Here is an 18,073-nt window from a genome sequence, read left to right as displayed (position 1 = left end):
TCCCGTCTCCCGGAGCCCGGAGCCCGACGGCCGGGTGTGCGGTCAGTCCTGCGGGACCGACCGTCGACGACGTGCCGCGCGGACCGACAGCAACCCGCCGCCGGTCAGGAGCAGCAGCGCTGCGACGGCGACCGCGGGGGTGACGTCGGCTCCGGTGAAGGCCAGTCCGCCACCGGTCGGGCCGCCACTGTCGCCCGTGCCGGTACCGCCCGCGACGGGTGCCGCGCTCGGGGTCGGGCCGTCGGTCGGCTGCGGCGTCACCGTCGGGGTGGGCTGCGGCGTGACGGCGACCTCGGCGAGGACGAGGCGCACGGGCTCCGGCGTGCCGCCGACCGCGGCGGTCGTGACCACCACCGGCTCCGACTGCTCGGAGCCGGTCCCGGCCGTGACCGTGTACTCGGTCAGTGGGCGGAGCCCCTCGAGCACGAAGGCGCCGTCGTCGCCGGTGGTCGTGCTGACCGGCTCGCCGTCGTCGTCACCGGTCGGCGTCGCCACGACCGGGACGGCCGCGGTGGGGGCGCCGTCCGCGTCGCTGACCGTGCCCGGCTGGTCGACCGTCGGCAGGGGCAGGACGAAGTCGACGGCGTCGGCGGCGGTCCCCGTGGCGGGCGTCGTGACCGTCCGGACGGGGGCCCCCTCGACGCTCACGGCGTACTCCGTCGACGGCGTCAACCCGGCGAGCGAGTACCCGCCGTCCGCGATCGTCTCGACCGTGACCGCGGCACCCGAACCGGCCTCGACCGGCCGTGCGGTGACGGTCGTGTCCACGACGGGCGTGCCGTCCTCGTAGCGGACGGAACCGGCCTGCCCGACGGTGACCGCCACGGGCGTCGTGAACGGGAAGTCCGCTCGGACCGTGCCGTCGGCGGTGACCTCGACCGTCAGCTCGGTCGGCTCCGGAGCACCGGCGACCGCGGCCTCGGTACGGACGGTGTAGGTGCCGGGCCGGAGCGCCAGACCGTACGTGCCGTCGGCGTCCGTCTCGACGGTGGCCACCACGCCACCGCCCTGCAGGACCTCCACGAGCGCGGGTGCGGCGGGGGCGCCGCCGTCGAGCGTCACGCGGCCCGTGATCGTCCCCACGCTGATCGGCAGGACGATCGGGTCGAGCGCAGCCACCGGGGCACCGTCGGCTCCGGTCGAGCCCGACACCGGCGGGGCACCGCTCACCGTCGCGACGACCGCAGTGCCGGCCGGCAGGCCGACGGCACGCCAGCGCCCGTCCGCGTCCGTGACGACGGTGGCGAGGGGCAGCCCCGAGGTGTCCGTGACGGTCACCTCGGCGTCGGCGACGGGGCGGCCGTCGGCGTCGACCACCGAGCCGTCGAGGTCGACGGTCCCCGGGACCGTGCTGAGGACGAAGTCGGCGTCCGTGACGTCGGTCCGGAGGTCGACCACCGCGGGAGCGCGGTCGACCGCCGCGTTGTCCGGGGTCGCGATCGACACCCGGTACCCGTCGGCCTGGGTGAGCGCGGGGAACGCGTACGCACCGTCGGCACCGGTGGTCGTCGTGTACTCGGTGCCGTTCGGAGCGGTCACGGTGACGAGCGTGTCCACCAGTGGTTCGCCGTCGAGTGCCGCAGTGCCGGCGATGGACGAGGTCCGGTTCGCGAACCAGGTCTGGTAGACGGGGAGGCCACTGCGTTGCTGGTAGGCGATGGTCAGCGTCGCGAGCGACGCCGTCGGTGTGAACCATGCGCTCGCGCCGGCGGTGTCGTTCGCGGCGTCGTTGCCCCGCAGCACCCCCGTGGCCGGGTCCCAGGACGGCAGGTCCTGACCCGCCGCCACGCCTCCGGGATCGCGCGGGCAGCTCCACCCGCCGGGCGAGACGGTCGAGCACGAGTTGTACGAACCCGCGTAGCCGAGCTGGTCCACGGTGGCTGGGGTGCCGTCCGCGAGGGTCGCGGAGATCGTCGCCTGGTCGGCGTCGACGTCGCCCAGGACGAAGGACCAGCCGCCGGCCCCTGGCGTCCCACCGTCGAACGTCCAGGTCGTGACGGCAGGGCTCCGCGCGTCGTCCGCCGCCGGCCGCTGGTTGAGGTACGTCGCACCGCGACTGGTGCCGTAGACCGTGCCGGGCGGCGTCGACGCCCCCTGCCACGTCGATGCGCCGGAGACGACCGTGGCCTGCCGGGAGGTGGACGTGAAGGTGGTGTCCGGGAACCCCGGGAGCGCGATCGAGCCGGTGTACGCACGACTCGTGCCGTCCACCGTGACGGTGGCCCAGTTGCCCGTGGTCGCGGCCGTCGCGCTCGTGACGCCGCTCACCGCCAGTCCTGCCCCGAGTGCGACGGCGATGCCGCCCGCGATGACGGTGCGCCATCTGCGCATGTGTGCTCCCCTGTGTCGGCGCCGACGAATACCCGACGCTTGCTCAGGCTATCCGGGCAGCGCGGACGAGGGACAGCCCCGGTGCGGGTCGCGGATCACCGGCCCTCCAGGGCCGCGAGCAGCCGGTCGAGTGCGACGACCTGGCCGGACACGAGCACCCCGCGCGCCTCCTCGATCCCGAACCAGCGGGCGTCGTCGACCTCGGGGACCGCGACGAACCGACCGGAACCGCGCGGGAGCTCGACCTGCACCGTGTTGCTCCGCACCTCGTCGACCTCGAAGTCGTCCGCCCGTGCCGCGAAGACCCGGACGCGCTTCCCGGAGGCCTGGCGGACCTCGCCGAGGTCGAGCACGGGTCCCGTCGGTGCGGGGACCCCGATCTCCTCGGCGAACTCGCGGCGCGCGGTGTCGAGTGCGTCCTCACCGTCCTCGACGAGCCCCTTCGGGATCGACCACGCGCGCGGGCGTCGACGCCAGAACGGTCCGCCCATGTGCGCGACGAAGACCTCCGGGCCGCCGTCCACGGGCGACCGACGGTGCAGCAGGAGTCCGGCGCTGGTGACCACCGATCGACCCTACGACGAGCGGCCGTGCACGGCTCAGTCCGCGAGCCGGCGGAGCTCCGAGGCCACCTGCCCGGTCAACCACGCCACCCCGCGCCCGTTCGGGTGCAGGGCCCCGGGCACCATGTCGATGCGGCTCAGGTCGCCCGCCCCGGAGAGCGAGACACCCGCGACGTACGGGTCGTCGGTCGCGCAGGCCGAGTGCGCCTGCGACCGGGCGAACACGTCGACGAACGGGACGCCGGCCGCCTCGGCAGCGGACGCCGAGACCTCGTCGAGCGACTCCTGGACACCGTTCAAGTAGCGGACGTCGCCGTCGGTGAACGGGTAGGTGTCCCGCGGGAAGGACCCCACGAGGGATCCGAGGTCGAGCGCCGAGCGGAAGCACCCCCGCGCCGGCGTGTGGGCCGCGTCCGGGAAGATCGCCGGGTAGCCGAGGAAGACCACGACCGCGTTCGGCGCGGCCCGGCGGACCGCGGCGAGCGTGTCCGCGATCCCGAGCGCGACCCGGGACCGGATGCGCACGTCGAGGTCGTCCACCCCGTCGTGCACGAGGGTGCTGCGGCACGACGGGGCGTCCCGACCGGAGAACACCGGGCCGCGGGAGGACAGCGCCAGGCAGGAGGCGGCGGTGCCGAACAGGTCGGCGTCGTTGCCGCCGATCGTCAGCGTGACCAGCCGGGTGTCCTCGGACAGTGCCCGGACCTGGGGCGGCACCCCGCGGAACTGGTACCCCGACACGACGTCACGACTGGTCGCCCCCGCGCACGTCACGTCGGTCAGGTCGAGTCCGAAGCGCGCCGCGAGCCGGTGGGGGTAGTCGCGCGCCGACTGCGCGCAGGCGCTCGTCGGCAGCCGGGTCGGGTCGCCCAGGCCGTACCCGGCCGAGTAGGAGTCGCCGAGTGCGACGTACTCGCTGCCCGGCGGCAGGTCGGCGAGCGTCTCGGCCGGGTCGTCCGTCACCGGGTACGGCTCCGGGACCGGCCACATCGGCGCCGCGACGGCGCCGTCGGTCGGTGCGCCCGCGACAGGGCCCCACGGCGCGACGACGACCGCGGCGAGGACCGTGAGCACGAGGGCGACGGCGGTCGACCGCTTCGAGCGGGTGGTGCGCTGCAGGAGGTCCTCCGGGTGGACGCGACGACGGGACGGGCAAGGCTACCTGCCCGTCCCGGGTGCCGGTGTCAGCGACGACCCAGGTGCCGTTCCCCGTTGCTGCCGGTCTGGTACTGCAGGCCGTAGTGCTCGTACAGCACGGGCTCGGTCGAGGCCTCGAGCTCACCGTCGGTCGGGATGGTCGGGGCGTCCTTCACGAGCTTCTTCGGGAACGTCACGAGCAGGTGCTTCGGCGCCACCGTCGCACCGACGAGCGGGACGAAGAGCAGCTTCTGGAACCCGGGCAGCCCGGTGGTGACGGCGCCGAAGGCGGGATCGGACGTCGCGGTGTCGTAGTAGATGCTCTCGAGCGTGCCGATCTTGTCCTCGGTCTCGTCGACGACGGGCAGGCCGATCCAGTCACGGATGTTGGCGGCTTCGAACACGGGGCGCTCCCTTCGAGCAGGACAGGTACGCCTCGACGCTACCGACGACCCCTCGGCGGGTTCACGGCGAAGTGGCGGGGGCGACCGGGAGCGAGTCGACGGCGGCGAGCACGTCGTCCACGCCGACGGCCAGGAGCGCCGGGTCCGGGTCCTCCGCGAACACGTCCCCGCGGCGCACGGACGCGTCGGTGAGCACGACGTGCGGACCGGAGGCGGGCGGTCCCCAGGCCTCGGGCGGCGCCGGCCCGAACACCACGACGGACGGGATCCCGTAGGCGGAGGCGAGGTGGGCCGCCCCCGTGTCGACGGTCACGACGAGCGATGCCGATGCGATGACGCCGGCGAAGGCCTGCAGCTCCAGCGCGCCCGCGAGGACCGCCTCCGGCGGCAAGCCGGCCGACTGCGCGACGGCGGCGGCGCGCTCGACGTCGTCCGCGCCTCCCGTCAGGACCACGTCGAGGCCGCGCTCGCGGAGCCCCCGAACCACGGCTGCGAAGCGGTCGGTCGGCCAGTGCCGCGCACCGTGGAAGGCGCCGATGTGCACGACCGCGGCACCCGGCGCGGCGGACGGGGCGGCCGGGCGGGCGATGGCGACCTCGTCGGGGTCGGCGGGGATGCCGTGCCAGGTGAGCAGGTCCGCCCAGCGCTCCCGCTCGTGGACGTCGTCCGGCCACTCCGGGCCCTCGTACCCGTGGGTCGGGTCGGCGTGGCCGATCACCCGCCGGGCACCGAGTGCGGCGACGAGGTCGGACGACTCCGGCCCGGCACCGTGCAGGTTGACCGCGACGTCGACCGCTCCGGCGGGGGCGGCGATCGGGTGGTCGAGCCCGTGCTGCGCGAGGTGCACGTCGACGGGCAGCAGCTCGACGACCGGGGCGAGCCACGCGGTCGTCGCCAGGGTGATCCGGTGGCCGGGGAACGCCCGGCGGAGCGCGTGCAGTGCGGGGACGGCGACGAGCGCGTCGCCGAGCTTGATGGCGCGCAGGACGAGCAGGTCGGGGCGTCCGTCGGACGGGGGCAGGGCGGGGACGGCGGTCACGGTCCGACGGTATCCGGCCGCGCCTGGGCCGGTTCCCGGCCGGCGGACGGTACCAAGGAGCATGGCTCTCGCGAAGGACCGCGCCGTCCGCGGTCTGCTCTTCGACCGTGACGACACCCTCGTCATCGACGTCCCGTACAACGCCGACCCCCACAAGGTCGTCCCCGTGCCCGGCGCCCACCGCGCCGTCGAGCGTGCCCGGACCGCCGGTCTGCACGTCGGGGTCGTGACGAACCAGTCGGCGATCGCGAAGGGCCTGGCGACCCGCGAGCAGGTCGACGCGACGAACGCCCGCGTGGACGAGCTGGTCGGCCCGTTCGACGTCTGGTGCGTCTGCCCGCACGACGCCGGCGACGGGTGTGCGTGCCGCAAGCCGCGTCCGGGGATGGTGCTCGACGCCGCGCGACGGCTCGGGCTCGACCCGTCCGAGATCGTGGTGGTCGGGGACATCGGCGCCGACGTCGGTGCCGCGGCGGCGGCGGGCGCCCAGGGCGTGCTGGTGCCGACGCCGCGGACGCGCGCCGAGGAGGTCGAGGCGGCGGAGACCGTCGCCGGCTCCCTCGACGACGCCGTCTCCCTCGTGCTGGCCCGGGTCCCGGCGGCCCGGGCGTGAGCCGCGCCGAGCAGCGCGGTCCCGAGGGTGCTGAGTCGACCACGGCCGACGAGCGGACCGGTCCGCGCGTCCTGGTCGTCCGGCTCGACTCGTTCGGCGACGTCCTGGTGGCCGGCCCCGCCGTGCGCGCCGTCGCCGCGGGGGCCGCGCACGTCACGATGCTCTGCGGTCCCCAGGGCTCCCCGGCCGCGGACCTGCTGCCCGGGGTCGACCGGGTGCGGGTCTGGGCAGCGCCCTGGGTGACCGAGACCGCGCGGCCGATCGACGACGCGCTGCTCGGCGAGTTCCGTGCGCTCGTCACCGAGGAACAGCCCGACGAGGCCGTCGTGCTCACCTCGTTCCACCAGTCGCCCCTGCCGGTCGCCCTGCTGCTCCGCCTGGCCGGGGTGCCCCGGGTCTCCGGTGCCTCGGTCGACCACCCCGGGTCGCTGCTCGACGTGCGGCTCCGCCCGGGCGAGGACCTGCCGGAGGACCTCCCGGAGCCGGAGCGCGCCCTCCGCATCGCCGAGGCCGCCGGGTTCGCCCTGCCGCCGGGTGACGACGGGAGGCTCGTCGTGCGGATCGACGCCGTCGCACCACCCGAGGTGGCGGCCCTGGACCGCTACGTGGTCGTCCACCCCGGCGCGAGCGTCCCGGCGCGCTCCTGGCCGGAGGAGCACCACCGTGACCTCGTCGCGGCCTACGCCGAGCGCGGGATCCCCGTGGTCGTCACGGGCAGCCCCGGCGAGCGGGCGCTCACGGCCGCCGTCGCGGGCGACACCGCGGTCGACCTCGGCGGTCGGACGTCGCCCGCCGAGCTCGCCGCGGTCCTCGCCGGCGCCGAGGTCGTCGTCGTCGGCAACACCGGCCCGGTACACCTCGCCGCCGCGGTGGGGGCGCGCATCGTCAGCCTGTTCTCGCCGGTGGTGCCGGCGGTGAAGTGGGCCCCGTACGCACCCGAGGTGGAACTGCTCGGCGACCAGACCGCCGCCTGCCGCCTGAGCCGTGCCCGGGAGTGCCCGGTCCCGGGCCACCCGTGCCTGTCCGGAGTGCGCGTGCAGGACGTCCTCGACGCACACGGACGCCTGCTGGCGCGCGGCACCGGACCCGGCGCCGTCGCGGACGGCAGTGCGCTCAGCGGATGAAGCAGGAGAAGCTGCGAGGAGGACCAGCAGTGCTCCCGTAGCGTGCGCCACTGCTCCTCCTGCTCCTCTTCCCGGCACCCGCGCAGCGCGCGCGAGCGCCGGCGGGGCAGCTGTCCGGAGGCGCACCGAACCGTCGAAAGGCCCTGCATGCGGATCCTCGTGTGGCACGTGCACGGCGGCTGGATGGACGCCTTCGTCCGCGGCCCCCACGAGTACCTCATCCCCACCACACCGGCCCGCGACGGCTGGGGGCTCGGGCGGGGCGGCCGCGACTGGCCGGCGAACGCGATCGAGATCGACCCGGCCGACGTCGCCGACGCCGAGGTCGACGTGGTCGTCCTGCAGCGCACCGAGGAGCTGGAGGAGGCCCGTCGCCTGCTCCGCGGCCGCGAGGTCCCCGTGGTCTTCGTCGAGCACAACGCCCCGCGCGTCGACGTCCCGAGCAGCCTGCACCCGATGCGCGACCGCGACGACCTGGTGATCGCGCACGTCACGCACTGGAACGCCCTCATGTGGGACTGCGGCACGACCCGCACGACGGTGGTCGAGCACGGCGTCGTCGACCCGGGCCCGCTCTACACCGGCGCGCTCGAGCGCTTCGGTGTCGTCATCAACGAACCGGTCCGCCGGGGCCGTGTGGTCGGCACGGACCTGCTCCCCCGCTTCGCCGAGGTCGCACCCGTCGACCTCTGGGGCATGGGCACCGACCGGCTCCCCGAACTCGGGTTCGGCGACCGCGTCGTCGCCCTCGGCGACGTCCCCGCAGACCCCATGCACGCCGCACTCGCGCAACGACGCGCGTACGTGCACCCGAACCGCTGGACGTCGCTCGGCCTGTCGCTGATCGAGGCGATGCACATGGCGATGCCGGTCCTCGTGCTCGCGACGACCGACGCACCACGGACCGTGCCCGCCGAGGCCGGCGCGATCGCGACCGACGTCGACGAGCTGGTCCGTGCCTCCAGGACGCTCCTGGAGGACCCCGAGGAGGCCCGTCGCCGCGGTGCCGTCGCCCGAGAGGCCGCGCTCGAGCGGCACGCGCTCGGCCGGTACCTGGCGGACTGGGACGACCTCCTCGACGACGCCGTCGCGCGTGGTGCGCGGCGCGGACGCGCGGCGGACGCCGCGCTGGAAGGGAGCCTCCGATGAAGATCGCGATGGTGTCCGAGCACGCGAGCCCGCTCGCGGTGCTCGGCGGAGTCGACGCCGGTGGACAGAACGTGCACGTCGCCGAGCTGTCCGCGGCCCTCGCGGACCGCGGCCACCAGGTGACCGTGTACACGCGGCGCGACGACGCCGACCAGCCCGTCCGCGTGCTGCTGCGCCCGGGCGTCGAGGTCGTGCAGGTCGACGCCGGGCCCGCCCGCCACGTCCCGAAGGACGACCTGTTCCCGTTCATGGACACGTTCGCCTCGGTGCTCGCGGCGGAGTGGTTCGTCGATCGCCCCGACGTGGTGCACGGGCACTTCTGGATGTCCGGGTACGCCGCGCTCGAGGCCGTCAAGCAGGTCCACGCCCGCACCGGTGGCGTCCGGATCCCGGTCGTGCAGACCTTCCACGCGCTGGGCGTCGTGAAGCGTCGCCACCAGGGCACCGCCGACACGAGCCCCGCGGAGCGTGAGTGGATCGAGCCCGCCGTGGGCCGGAGCGTCGACCAGGTCGTCGCGACGTGCTCCGACGAGGCCTTCGAGCTCAAGACCCTCGGCGTGCCGCTGCACGCCATCTCCGTGGTGCCGTGCGGTGTGGACACCGAGCTCTTCCGGCCGGACGGCCCCGTCGAGGAGCGCGGGCGCCCCTTCCGGGTGCTCACCGCGTCGCGCCTGGTGCGCCGGAAGGGTGTCGGCACGACCATCGCCGCGCTCGCGAAGCTGCTCGACGAGGGCCGCGAGGCCGAGCTCGTGGTTGTCGGCGGAGCCGGCACGGCCGGAGCCGACCTCGCCGACGACCCGGAGTACCAGCGCCTCGACGCCCTGGCCCGGTCGCTCGGGGTCCGCGAGCACGTGACCTTCCGCGGCCAGCTCGGGCAGCACGACATGCCCGCCGTCTACCGCAGCGCCGACGTCGTCGTGTGCGCCCCCTGGTACGAGCCCTTCGGCATCGTGCCGCTCGAGGCCATGGCGTGCGGTCGTCCCGTCGTCGCGTCGAGCGTCGGCGGACTCATCGACACCGTCGTGGAGGACGCCACCGGCCTGCACGTCCCGCCCCGCGACGAGGAGGCCGTGGCCGCCGCCGTGGGCGCGCTGCTCGACGACCGCGAGCGGCGCGACGCCTACGGACGCGCGGGTCGCGAGCGCGCCGAGTCCCGGTACACCTGGCACAAGGTCGCCGCCGAGAGCGAGCGCGTGTACGAGCGCCTCGTCGCCGGCGCCGCGAACGGCCTCGCCACGCCCGCCGTCGCGGCGACCGGGACCGACACGGCACCCGTGTCGAACGACCCCGTCGGGATCACCCCCGCCACGACCATCCCGGGCGCCCGTCCCGGACGCGCCGGACGGACCGCCCGCCCGACGCCCGCGGTGCTGCCGCACCCGACGGAGAGGACCGCACGATGACCATCGAGCAGCAGACCGGCACGCGTGAGCCGGAGACCGAGAGCGCCAGCGTCCGGACCGTCGTCGACCACATCGTCGCCTCGGTGCCCGTGATCGCCTCGCTCGTCGACCACAAGGACCACATCGCGGCGTGGGCGGACGACATCGCCGCGCGGCTCGTCGCGGGCCGTCGGCTGCTCGCCGCGGGCAACGGCGGTTCGGCAGCGGAGGCCCAGCACCTCACCTCCGAGCTGACCGGCCGCTTCGACGGGGACCGTCCGGCGTACTCGGCGATCTCCCTGCACGCCGAGAGCTCCGCCGTCACCGCGATCGGGAACGACTACGGCTACGACCAGGTCTTCGCCCGCCAGGTGACGGCGCACGCGCGCGCCGGTGACGTCGTCGTGCTGCTCAGCACGAGCGGCAAGAGCCCGAACCTGCTCCGCGCGGCCGAGGCCGCCCGGGCCGTCGGTGCACGCTCGATCGCGATGACCGGCCCCGGGCCGAACCCGCTCGCCGACGCGGTCGACGACGCGATCCGCATCGAGGGTCCCTCGGCCAACGTGCAGGAGGCGCAGCTCGTCCTCGTGCACGCCCTGTGCCGTGCGATGGAGCCGGCCCTCCGCCGCGGCGGCCGCCGGTGAGCGGCACGGAGCGCACCGCCAGCGCGACGCCGGGCTCCGCCGACGGCACCCGGCGTCGCATCGTCGTCGTCGGCGACACCCTGCTCGACGTCGACGTCTCGGGCACGAGCGAACGGCTCAGCCCGGACGCCCCCGTCCCGGTCGTCGACGTCCGGACCGACGACCGTCGTGCCGGTGGCGCCGGCCTGGTCGCCTCGATGCTCGTGCGCGACGGTCACGACGTGACGCTCGTCACCGTGCTGAGCGACGACGACCGTGCCGACGAGATCCGCGCCCTGCTGCCCGACGTGCACGTCGTCGCCGGTCCCTCCGGTGCGCCGACCCCGGTGAAGACCCGCGTCCGCGTGGTCGACCACGCGCTCGTCCGCATCGACGAGGGGTGCGCCACCCCGCCCGACCCCGGCACGACCGCCGAGATGACCGCGGCGCTCGAGGGCGCCGACGCGATCGTCGTCGCCGACTACGGCCGTGGCGTCGCCGCCGCCGACGGGCTCCGTACCGCCCTCGCCGCCGTGGCCCGCACGACGCCCGTGGTGTGGGACCCGCACCCGAAGGGTGCCTCCCCCGTCGCGGGCACCGCGGTCGTGACGCCGAACACCAGCGAGGCCCGGCGCTTCACCGACCTGTCCGGCGAGGGCGTGCCCTTCGCCACGGACGCCGCGGCCGAGCTCGTCCGGACCTGGGACGTCGACGCCGTCGCCGTCACGATGGGCGACCGCGGCGCACTCGTCGCGTCGCGCCGCAGCGGGGACGGCACCCGGCCGGCCGCGCTCGACAGCCGGTTCGTCCCGGCCCCGTCCGTCACCGCCGGCGACCCGTGCGGCGCCGGTGACCGCCTCGCCGCGGGCGTCGCCATCGCCCTCGCCGAGGGTGCTGACGTCGCGGAGGCCGTCGCCGCGGGCGTGCTCGCTGCCTCGGAGTACCTCGCGGCCGGCGGCGTGACCGCGCTGTTCGCCGACGACGGCCCGGCCCCGGTGCCCGTCCCCGGCGTGGACCGCGACGCGCTGCGCGTCGTGCACGACGTCCGCAGCGCCGGTGGGACCGTCGTCGCCACCGGCGGCTGTTTCGACCTGCTCCACGCCGGGCACGCCCGCACGCTCTCCGCAGCGCGGGCGCTCGGCGACTGCCTGGTGGTCTGCCTCAACTCGGACGACTCGGTGCGCGCCCTCAAGGGGCCGGAGCGCCCGATCATGACGCAGGACGACCGGGTCGAGCTGCTGCTCGCGCTCGACTGCGTCGACGCCGTGGTCGTCTTCGACGAGCACACCCCGGACGAGGCCCTCCGCCGCTTCCGCCCGGACGTCTGGGCGAAGGGCGGCGACTACGCCGCGAGCGAGCTCCCCGAGGCGGCGACGCTCGCCGAGTGGGGCGGTCGGGTCGTCACCGTCCCGTTCCACCCCGGTCGGTCCACCACGCGGCTCGCCGCGGCACTCGCCGCGGTCGGCTGAGGACCCACCCCGACCACACGTCGGACGGGAGGCACGGCGCACCGCCGCCACGGGCCTCCCGTCCGTCACCGGTCACCACACACGTCCCGTCGGCACCGCCGACGGACCGGCACCACGCCACTCCCGGAAGGAAGTCCATGCCCGTCCCCACCACCCCCATCGGTCGCGTCCTCGTCACCGGCGGCGCCTCCGGTCTCGGCGCGGCCGTCGTCGCCGCGGTCGTCGAGGCCGGCGGCACCCCCATCGTCCTCGACCTGCGCGTCGACGGCGTCCCGGAGGGCACCGACGCCGTCGCCGTGGACGTCACGGACACCGAGGCGACCGAGCGCGCCGTCCGCGAGGCCGCGGAGCGCCACGGCGGACTCGACGCCGTCGTCACCGCCGCGGGCATCGACAAGCCCGCGCCGATCGGCGGGATCTCGTCGGGCGACTGGGAGCGCATCGTCGGGGTCAACCTGCTCGGCACCGCCGCCGTGGTGCGCGCCGGTCTGCCCGCCCTCGAGGCGACGCACGGCCGCGTCGTGACGATCTCGTCGTCGCTCGCGCTCAAGGGCGTCGGCGACGGCACGGCCTACTCGGCGTCGAAGTTCGGCGTGCGCGGCTTCTCGCAGGCGCTGGCCGCCGAGACCGCCGGGCGCATCGGTGTGACGAACATCATCCCCGCCGGCATGCGCACCGCGTTCTTCGAGGGCCGGACCGAGCAGTACAAGCCGGGCCCGGACGCGCAGCTCATCGAGCCGGAGTACGTGGCGAACTCGATCCTGTTCGCGCTGTCGCAGCCGGCCGGCTGCGAGATCCGCGAGCTGTCGATCATGCCCGCGACGGAGCCCAGCTGGCCGTAGGCCCCGCTGACGACGCAACGGGAGGCGCGGTGCCGGTCGGTACCGCGCCTCCCGTCGTTCGGTCCAGCTGCCCGGCTGTCCGCTCGGTCTGCCCGCTGGGTCTGTCCGCTCGGTTCTCCGAGCGGGCCCGATCCGTCACGCTCGGCGCCGCCCGGCGACGGATCGCGCCCGCTCGGCGCAGTGCGCGTGGCACGTCCCGCCCGATCGCGCGGTTCCCGACGGGGTCGGAGCCGGCGTCCGGGTGCACTCCTGCGCCGGCTCAGACGACCGGTGCGGCCGTTCGCTCCCGGGGTCGCACGGTCGCGAGGAGGTCCTCGACGTCGGTGAGCACGGCCTCGGGCTGCACCTCGTCGACGTACGACGGGTCGTGCTCGCAGCGCTCCGCGGTCCACCCGACCTGGGTCACGTCGATGCCGCACACCGGGCAGCGCGTGACGAAGGACATGTGCACCCGGTGCCGTCCGCGGTCGATCGGGCCCGCGTTCACCACGTTGCCGAACCAGAACACGCCGACCGTGGGGGTGCCGACCGCGACGGCGAGGTGCCGCGGGCCGGAGTCGTCGCCGACCATGACGTCGGCGGCCGCGAGCACCGCGGGGAGCTCCGCGAGCGGCAGGGCGTCGGTCAGGTCGTGGAGACGGTCGTGCAGGGCCACCGGCACGGCACCGCGGATGGTCTGCGCCGCCGGCACGTCCGTCGCGTCGCCGACGAGCACGACGTCGTCGCCGGCGTCGAGCCGCGCGGACACCACGGCTGCGAACCGCTCGGGGCTCCACCGGCGCCGCGGGTCCGTCGCGCCGGGGTGCACGGCCACCAGGTGGCCGGCGACGCCGAGGCGGTCGCGCACGGCACGGCGCTCCTCGGCGCTCACGTGCACGCGCGGGTCCAGGGTGACCGGGGCGGCACCGGCGAGCGAGACGACCTCGAGCCCGCGGAGCACCTCGTGCTGGTAGTAGACGTAGCGGACCCACCGCTCCAGGACCTCGGCGTCCTCGGTCGCGGTGCCGACGGTGTGCGGTGCGGCGAGGCGCAGCAGGAACGGGTTCGAGTTCCGACCGCCGCCGTGCAGCTGGACGGCGAGGTCGAACCGGCCGCGGAGCCGCGACTCGAAGTCGTGCAGCGCCGGCGCACCCTCCCCGGCGTCGCGCACCCCGGGCGACACCGGGAGTTCCTCGAACGCGTGCACCGCGTCGGTCCGTCCGCGCAGGACCGCCGGGGCCAGCGGGCTCCCGAGCAGCGTGATGCGGGCGTCGGGGTACGTGGCGTGCAGCGCCTCGATCGCGGGGACCGCGAAGAGCAGGTCCCCCAGGCCACCGCCGCGGAGCACCGCGATCTCCCGGACGTCGTCGAAGCGTTCTCCACCGTTGCCGATCAGTTGCACCACACCCGTCTACCGGAACCGAGCCGAGAGCGCTGCCGGGCCGACGCCGTCCCGGACCCGTCCGGTGCGCTCTCCGGACCGAGCACCCGAAACCGGCACCCCACACAGGTCCCCGGGAGCAGCGTTGAACCGTACGCCCGTCTCCGGAAGGACACCATGACCCTCGCCACCCCGTCAGCGACCGCGACCGACACCGACCACATGGTCGTCACCGACCCCGTCGACGGGTCGATCGCCACGACGACCCCGCGCTCCACGAGCGAGGACGTCGCGAACGCTGTCGCGCGCGCACGGGCGGCCGCACCCGCGTGGGCGCGCACCGCACCGGCGGAGCGCGGAGCCCTGCTGCACGCAGCAGCAGCGCACCTCCGTGACCACGCCCAGGAGCTCGCCGACCTGAACACCCGCGAGACCGGGAAGGTACCCGGCGACGCGATGGGCGGCGTGCAGGCCGGCATCGGGACGCTCGTGCAGTACGCCGAGCTCGGCCCGGTCCACCGCGGCGAGGCGCTCCGCGGGCAGTTCGGTGCGGCCGACTGGTCGGTCCCCCACCCCCGCGGCGTGGTGCTCGCCCTGACGCCGTGGAACGACCCGGTGGCCGTGGCGCTCGGGATCCTCGGTGCCGCGCTCGTCACCGGGAACACCGTGGTGCACAAGGGCAGCGAGCGGTGCCCCGGCACGATCGCCCGGCTGAACACGCTGCTGGCCGAGGTCCTGCCGGAGGGCGTCCTGGTGGGCGTCGACGGTGACGCCTCGACCGGCGAGGCGCTGCTCGAGCAGGACGGCATCGACGTGTACGCCCACGTCGGCTCCACCGCCACCGGCGACCGCCTCTCCGAGGTCGCCGCGAGCACGCGCGCGCACGTCATCCGCGAGAACGGCGGCAACGACGCGGTCGTCGTGGACGCCGACGTGGACCCCGCGTGGGCCGCCGCACAGGTCGCGCTCGGCGCCTTCGCGAACACGGGTCAGATCTGCACGAGCGTCGAGCGCGTCTACGTGCACCGCGACGTCGCCGAGGAGTTCACCGCGGCGCTCGTCGCCGAGGCGGAGCGACGGACGGCGTCGCACGCCGCCGAGTTCGGCCCGCTCGTCGACGACCGGCTCCGCGGCACGGTGCAGGCGCACGTCGACGACGCGGTGCAGCGCGGCGCCACCGTGCGCACGGGCGGGACGACGCCCGGCGGTGTCGGCACGTTCTACCCGGCCACCGTCCTGACCGACTGCACCGACGACATGGTCGTGATGACCGAGGAGACCTTCGGTCCCCTCGCACCGGTCCGCGTCGTCGAGTCGTTCGACGAGGGCCTGCGGCTCGCCGCGGCCGACCGGTACGGCCTCGCCGCGACGGTGCTCACCGGCGACACCGGTCACGCCCTCCGCGCCGCAGCCGAGCTCCCCGTCGGCACCGTCAAGGTGAACGCGGTGTTCGGCGGCGCACCGGGCGGCAGCGCCCAGCCGCGCGGGGCCTCGGGCGCCGGCTTCGGCTACGGCCCGCACCTGCTCGACGAGATGACGACCACCACCGTCGTGCACCTCGAGTCCGCCCCCGCACGCACCACCGGAGGAACCCGATGACCGCCGACGTCCGTCTCGTCCGCGACCTGGTCGCCTCGGTCGACGACCGGGAACCGCTCGTCGTCGTCATCGGCGACTGCATCCTCGACCGCTGGACCGTCGGGGAGGCCGAGCGCGTCTCCCGCGAGGCCCCGGCGCCCGTGGTCCGTGTGACCGAGACGGTCGCCGTCCCGGGCGGCGCCGCGAACACGGCGGTGAACGCCCGCGCCCTCGGCGCCCGTGTCCGCATGGTCGGACTCATCGGTGACGACGAGTCCGGACGCGTCCTCCTCGACCGGCTCGAGACCGCCGGCGTCGACACGACCCACCTGGTCGAGGTCGCCGGTGCCCGCACCACCACGAAGTCGCGGGTGGTCGGCGGCGACCGCGTGGTCGTCCGCGTCGACGAGATCGCGGCCACGCCGGACGCGCACGCGGGTGCCCGCCTCGGCGAGGCCGTCGCCCGCGCCGTCCGGGGCGCCGACGCCGCCGTGGTGTGCGACTACGGCCTCGGTGTGCAGCCCGAGGACGTCGTGCCCGTGCTCGACCGCGACCGCCCCGGTGCCGTCGTCGTCGATGCCCACGACCTGACGCGGTGGGCCGACCTGCACCCCGACCTGGTCACCCCGAACGCCGGCGAGACCGCCGGCCTGCTCGGTCGCGACCTCGGAGCCGGCTCGGCCCGGGTGCCGGTCGTCGTGGACGCCCGGCAGGAGGTCCTCGCCCGCAGCGGCGCCCGTGCGGCGGTCGTCACCCTCGACCGCGACGGCACCGTCCTGCTCGAGCCCGGCGCGGACCAGGCCTTCCGAACCCGCGCGACGCCGGCGTCCGAGCAGCAGGCATCCGGCGCGGGCGACACGTTCTGTGCCGCCGCCACGGTCGCCCTGGCCGTGCGTGCTCCGCTCCGTGACGCGATCGCGGTGGCGCAGGCCGCCGCCGACGTCGTGGTCCGCGAGGCGGGCACCTCGGTCTGCACCGCCGCGGCCCTGATCGACTCCGTGACGGCCCCCGCCGCGACCGTGGTCGACCACGACGACCTCGCCCTGGCCGTCGACGCCGCCCGTGCCGCCGGCCGTCGCGTGGTCTTCACGAACGGCTGCTTCGACGTCGTGCACCGCGGGCACACAACCTACCTCCGGCAGGCCCGCGAGCTCGGCGACCTGCTCGTGGTCGCCCTCAACGACGACGACTCGGTCCGCCGGCTCAAGGGTCCGGAGCGTCCGATCAACACCGCCGAGGACCGGGCCGGCGTGCTCGCCGCCCTCGCCTGCGTCGACCTCGTGACCGTCTTCGCGACGGACACCCCGATCCCGCTCATCGAGCGCCTGCGCCCCGAGGTCTACGTCAAGGGCGGCGACTACTCCCCCGAGATGCTCGAGGAGACTGGGGTCGTCCGGGCGTACGGCGGTGAGGTCGTGATGGTCGACTACGTGCCGGAGCACTCGACGACCGCGGTCGTGCGGCGCATCCGCGAGGCCACCGCCGCCGCGGCCGCAGCCGCCGGCACGGCCCCGGCCACCGACACCGCGGACTCCACGGCACCCGCCGTCGAGCCCGACCCGGCACCGTGACCGCCGCCCGCTGGTCCGGTGCCTGGGCACACCCCCTGACGGTCGACCGCGGTCCGGCCGAGGTCGACGTCCTGGTGCCGACCGTCGGGCGGCCGGCCGAGCTCGCGACGACGCTCGCCGGGCTCGCGGCGCAGACCGACGTCGACCTGCGCCTGGTCCTCAGCGACCAGTCAGCGGGCCAGGACGCCGCCTCCGAACCGGCGGTGGCCGCCATGCTCCGCGTCCTGGAGGCACAGGGCCGTCCCGTCACGCTCCTCGCCCACCCGGAACGGCGTGGTCTGGCGGAACACCGCCAGCACCTCCTCGACCACGCGACCGCTCCCGCGGTGCTCTACCTCGACGACGACGTCTGGCTCGAACCCGGCACCGTCCGCCGGATGCTCGACGCGCTCCGCGACCTGGGGTGCGGCTTCGTCGGCAGCGCCGTCCAGGGCCTGTCGTACCTGGAGGACCGTCGGCCGCACGAGACCGCCGTGTTCGAACCGTGGGACGGCCCGGTCGTGCCCGAGGTCGTTCGCCGCGGGACGCCCGGCTTCGACCGACTGTCGCTGCACAACGCCGCGAACCCGGCACACGTCGCAGCGGAGCTCGACGTCGAGACCGGAGGGTGGGTGCCCTACCGGGTCGCCTGGGTCGGCGCGTGCGTCGTCTACGACCGTGCCGCCCTCGAACAGGTGGGTGGCTTCCGGTTCTGGGACGCCCTGCCCCCGCAGCACTCCGGCGAGGACGTCGTCGCGCAGTGGCGGGTGATGGAGCGCTTCGGCGGCGCGGGCATCCTGCCGTCCGGCGCCGTGCACCTCGAGAGCCCGACCACCGTGACCGATCGCCGGGTCGACGCTCCCGACGTCCTGTTCGACGACCACGAGACGAGCACGCACCGGCGCTGAC

At 75.4% G+C, this 18,073-nt stretch carries 16 protein-coding genes; 10 read left to right on the top strand and 6 right to left on the bottom strand.

From position 1 onward, the window contains the following. Positions 1–42 precede the first annotated feature (42 nt). From J2X59_RS10320 to J2X59_RS10300, 5 genes are all read right to left on the bottom strand, one after another. The gene (locus J2X59_RS10320) at positions 43–2,331 is read right to left on the bottom strand and encodes a carboxypeptidase-like regulatory domain-containing protein (protein WP_326496610.1); all 2,289 of its coding nucleotides are present in this window, start codon (positions 2,329–2,331) and stop codon (positions 43–45) included. Between the two features lie 95 nt (positions 2,332–2,426). After that, complete coding sequence (locus J2X59_RS10315) at positions 2,427–2,897, bottom strand: NUDIX domain-containing protein (RefSeq protein WP_326496609.1); 471 nt, start codon at positions 2,895–2,897, stop codon at positions 2,427–2,429. Positions 2,898–2,930: 33 nt separating this feature from the next. Continuing rightward, a complete protein-coding gene (locus tag J2X59_RS10310) occupies positions 2,931–3,968 on the bottom strand; it encodes an SGNH/GDSL hydrolase family protein (protein ID WP_326496608.1) in 1,038 nt (345 codons plus the stop codon). A 110-nt stretch (positions 3,969–4,078) separates the two neighbouring features. Continuing rightward, a complete protein-coding gene (locus tag J2X59_RS10305; protein ID WP_326496607.1) occupies positions 4,079–4,435 on the bottom strand; it encodes a PRC-barrel domain-containing protein in 357 nt (118 codons plus the stop codon). Between the two features lie 61 nt (positions 4,436–4,496). Further along, positions 4,497–5,474 carry a glycosyltransferase family 9 protein gene (locus J2X59_RS10300; RefSeq protein WP_326496606.1) on the bottom strand — a complete coding sequence of 326 codons (978 nt, stop codon included), beginning with the start codon at positions 5,472–5,474 and terminating at the stop codon, positions 4,497–4,499. Between the two features lie 61 nt (positions 5,475–5,535). On the opposite strand from J2X59_RS10300, the gene J2X59_RS10295 reads away from it, so the two are divergent. The 7 genes from J2X59_RS10295 (at position 5,536) to J2X59_RS10265 (ending at position 12,676) form a co-directional block, all read left to right on the top strand. After that, complete coding sequence (locus J2X59_RS10295; protein ID WP_326496605.1) at positions 5,536–6,087, top strand: D-glycero-alpha-D-manno-heptose-1,7-bisphosphate 7-phosphatase; 552 nt, start codon at positions 5,536–5,538, stop codon at positions 6,085–6,087. A gap of 71 nt (positions 6,088–6,158) precedes the next feature. Beyond that, positions 6,159–7,211, top strand: coding sequence for a glycosyltransferase family 9 protein (locus J2X59_RS10290; protein ID WP_326496645.1), 1,053 nt, complete (start codon positions 6,159–6,161; stop codon positions 7,209–7,211). A 147-nt stretch (positions 7,212–7,358) separates the two neighbouring features. Next, positions 7,359–8,360, top strand: coding sequence for a glycosyltransferase (locus J2X59_RS10285; RefSeq protein ID WP_326496604.1), 1,002 nt, complete (start codon positions 7,359–7,361; stop codon positions 8,358–8,360). Next, on the top strand, positions 8,357–9,763 hold the full coding sequence (locus tag J2X59_RS10280; protein WP_326496603.1) for a glycosyltransferase: 1,407 nt from the start codon (positions 8,357–8,359) through the stop codon (positions 9,761–9,763). Before J2X59_RS10285 ends, J2X59_RS10280 begins: the two co-directional genes overlap by 4 nt. Then, on the top strand, positions 9,760–10,386 hold the full coding sequence (locus J2X59_RS10275) for a D-sedoheptulose-7-phosphate isomerase (RefSeq protein WP_326496602.1): 627 nt from the start codon (positions 9,760–9,762) through the stop codon (positions 10,384–10,386). The genes J2X59_RS10280 and J2X59_RS10275 overlap by 4 nt, the downstream gene beginning before the upstream one ends. Then, on the top strand, positions 10,383–11,834 hold the full coding sequence (locus J2X59_RS10270) for a PfkB family carbohydrate kinase (RefSeq protein WP_326496601.1): 1,452 nt from the start codon (positions 10,383–10,385) through the stop codon (positions 11,832–11,834). The genes J2X59_RS10275 and J2X59_RS10270 overlap by 4 nt, the downstream gene beginning before the upstream one ends. A 137-nt stretch (positions 11,835–11,971) precedes the next feature. Further along, entirely contained in the window at positions 11,972–12,676 is a 705-nt protein-coding gene (locus J2X59_RS10265) for an SDR family oxidoreductase (RefSeq protein ID WP_326496600.1), read from the top strand. A gap of 259 nt (positions 12,677–12,935) precedes the next feature. On the opposite strand, the gene J2X59_RS10260 is transcribed toward J2X59_RS10265, so the two are convergent. Further along, on the bottom strand, positions 12,936–14,057 hold the full coding sequence (locus tag J2X59_RS10260; RefSeq protein ID WP_326496599.1) for a glycosyltransferase family 9 protein: 1,122 nt from the start codon (positions 14,055–14,057) through the stop codon (positions 12,936–12,938). A gap of 156 nt (positions 14,058–14,213) precedes the next feature. Between J2X59_RS10260 and J2X59_RS10255 the strand changes: the two genes are divergently transcribed. Genes J2X59_RS10255 through J2X59_RS10245 form a run of 3 tightly spaced genes read left to right on the top strand, consistent with a single transcriptional unit; the run spans position 14,214 to position 18,072 of the window. Then, the gene (locus tag J2X59_RS10255) at positions 14,214–15,635 is read left to right on the top strand and encodes an aldehyde dehydrogenase family protein (RefSeq protein ID WP_326496598.1); all 1,422 of its coding nucleotides are present in this window, start codon (positions 14,214–14,216) and stop codon (positions 15,633–15,635) included. Then, positions 15,632–17,185, top strand: a complete 1,554-nt coding sequence (gene rfaE2 / locus J2X59_RS10250; RefSeq protein ID WP_326496597.1) for a D-glycero-beta-D-manno-heptose 1-phosphate adenylyltransferase — start codon at positions 15,632–15,634, stop codon at positions 17,183–17,185. Before J2X59_RS10255 ends, rfaE2 begins: the two co-directional genes overlap by 4 nt. Continuing rightward, on the top strand, positions 17,182–18,072 hold the full coding sequence (locus J2X59_RS10245; protein ID WP_326496596.1) for a glycosyltransferase family 2 protein: 891 nt from the start codon (positions 17,182–17,184) through the stop codon (positions 18,070–18,072). The genes rfaE2 and J2X59_RS10245 overlap by 4 nt, the downstream gene beginning before the upstream one ends. Position 18,073 lies beyond the last annotated feature (1 nt).

The sequence above is a fragment of the Curtobacterium sp. 260 genome, assembly GCF_030803485.1.
In the GTDB taxonomy this organism is placed as follows: Bacteria; Actinomycetota; Actinomycetes; order Actinomycetales; family Microbacteriaceae; genus Curtobacterium.
This window is presented reverse-complemented; position numbering and strand designations above follow the sequence as displayed.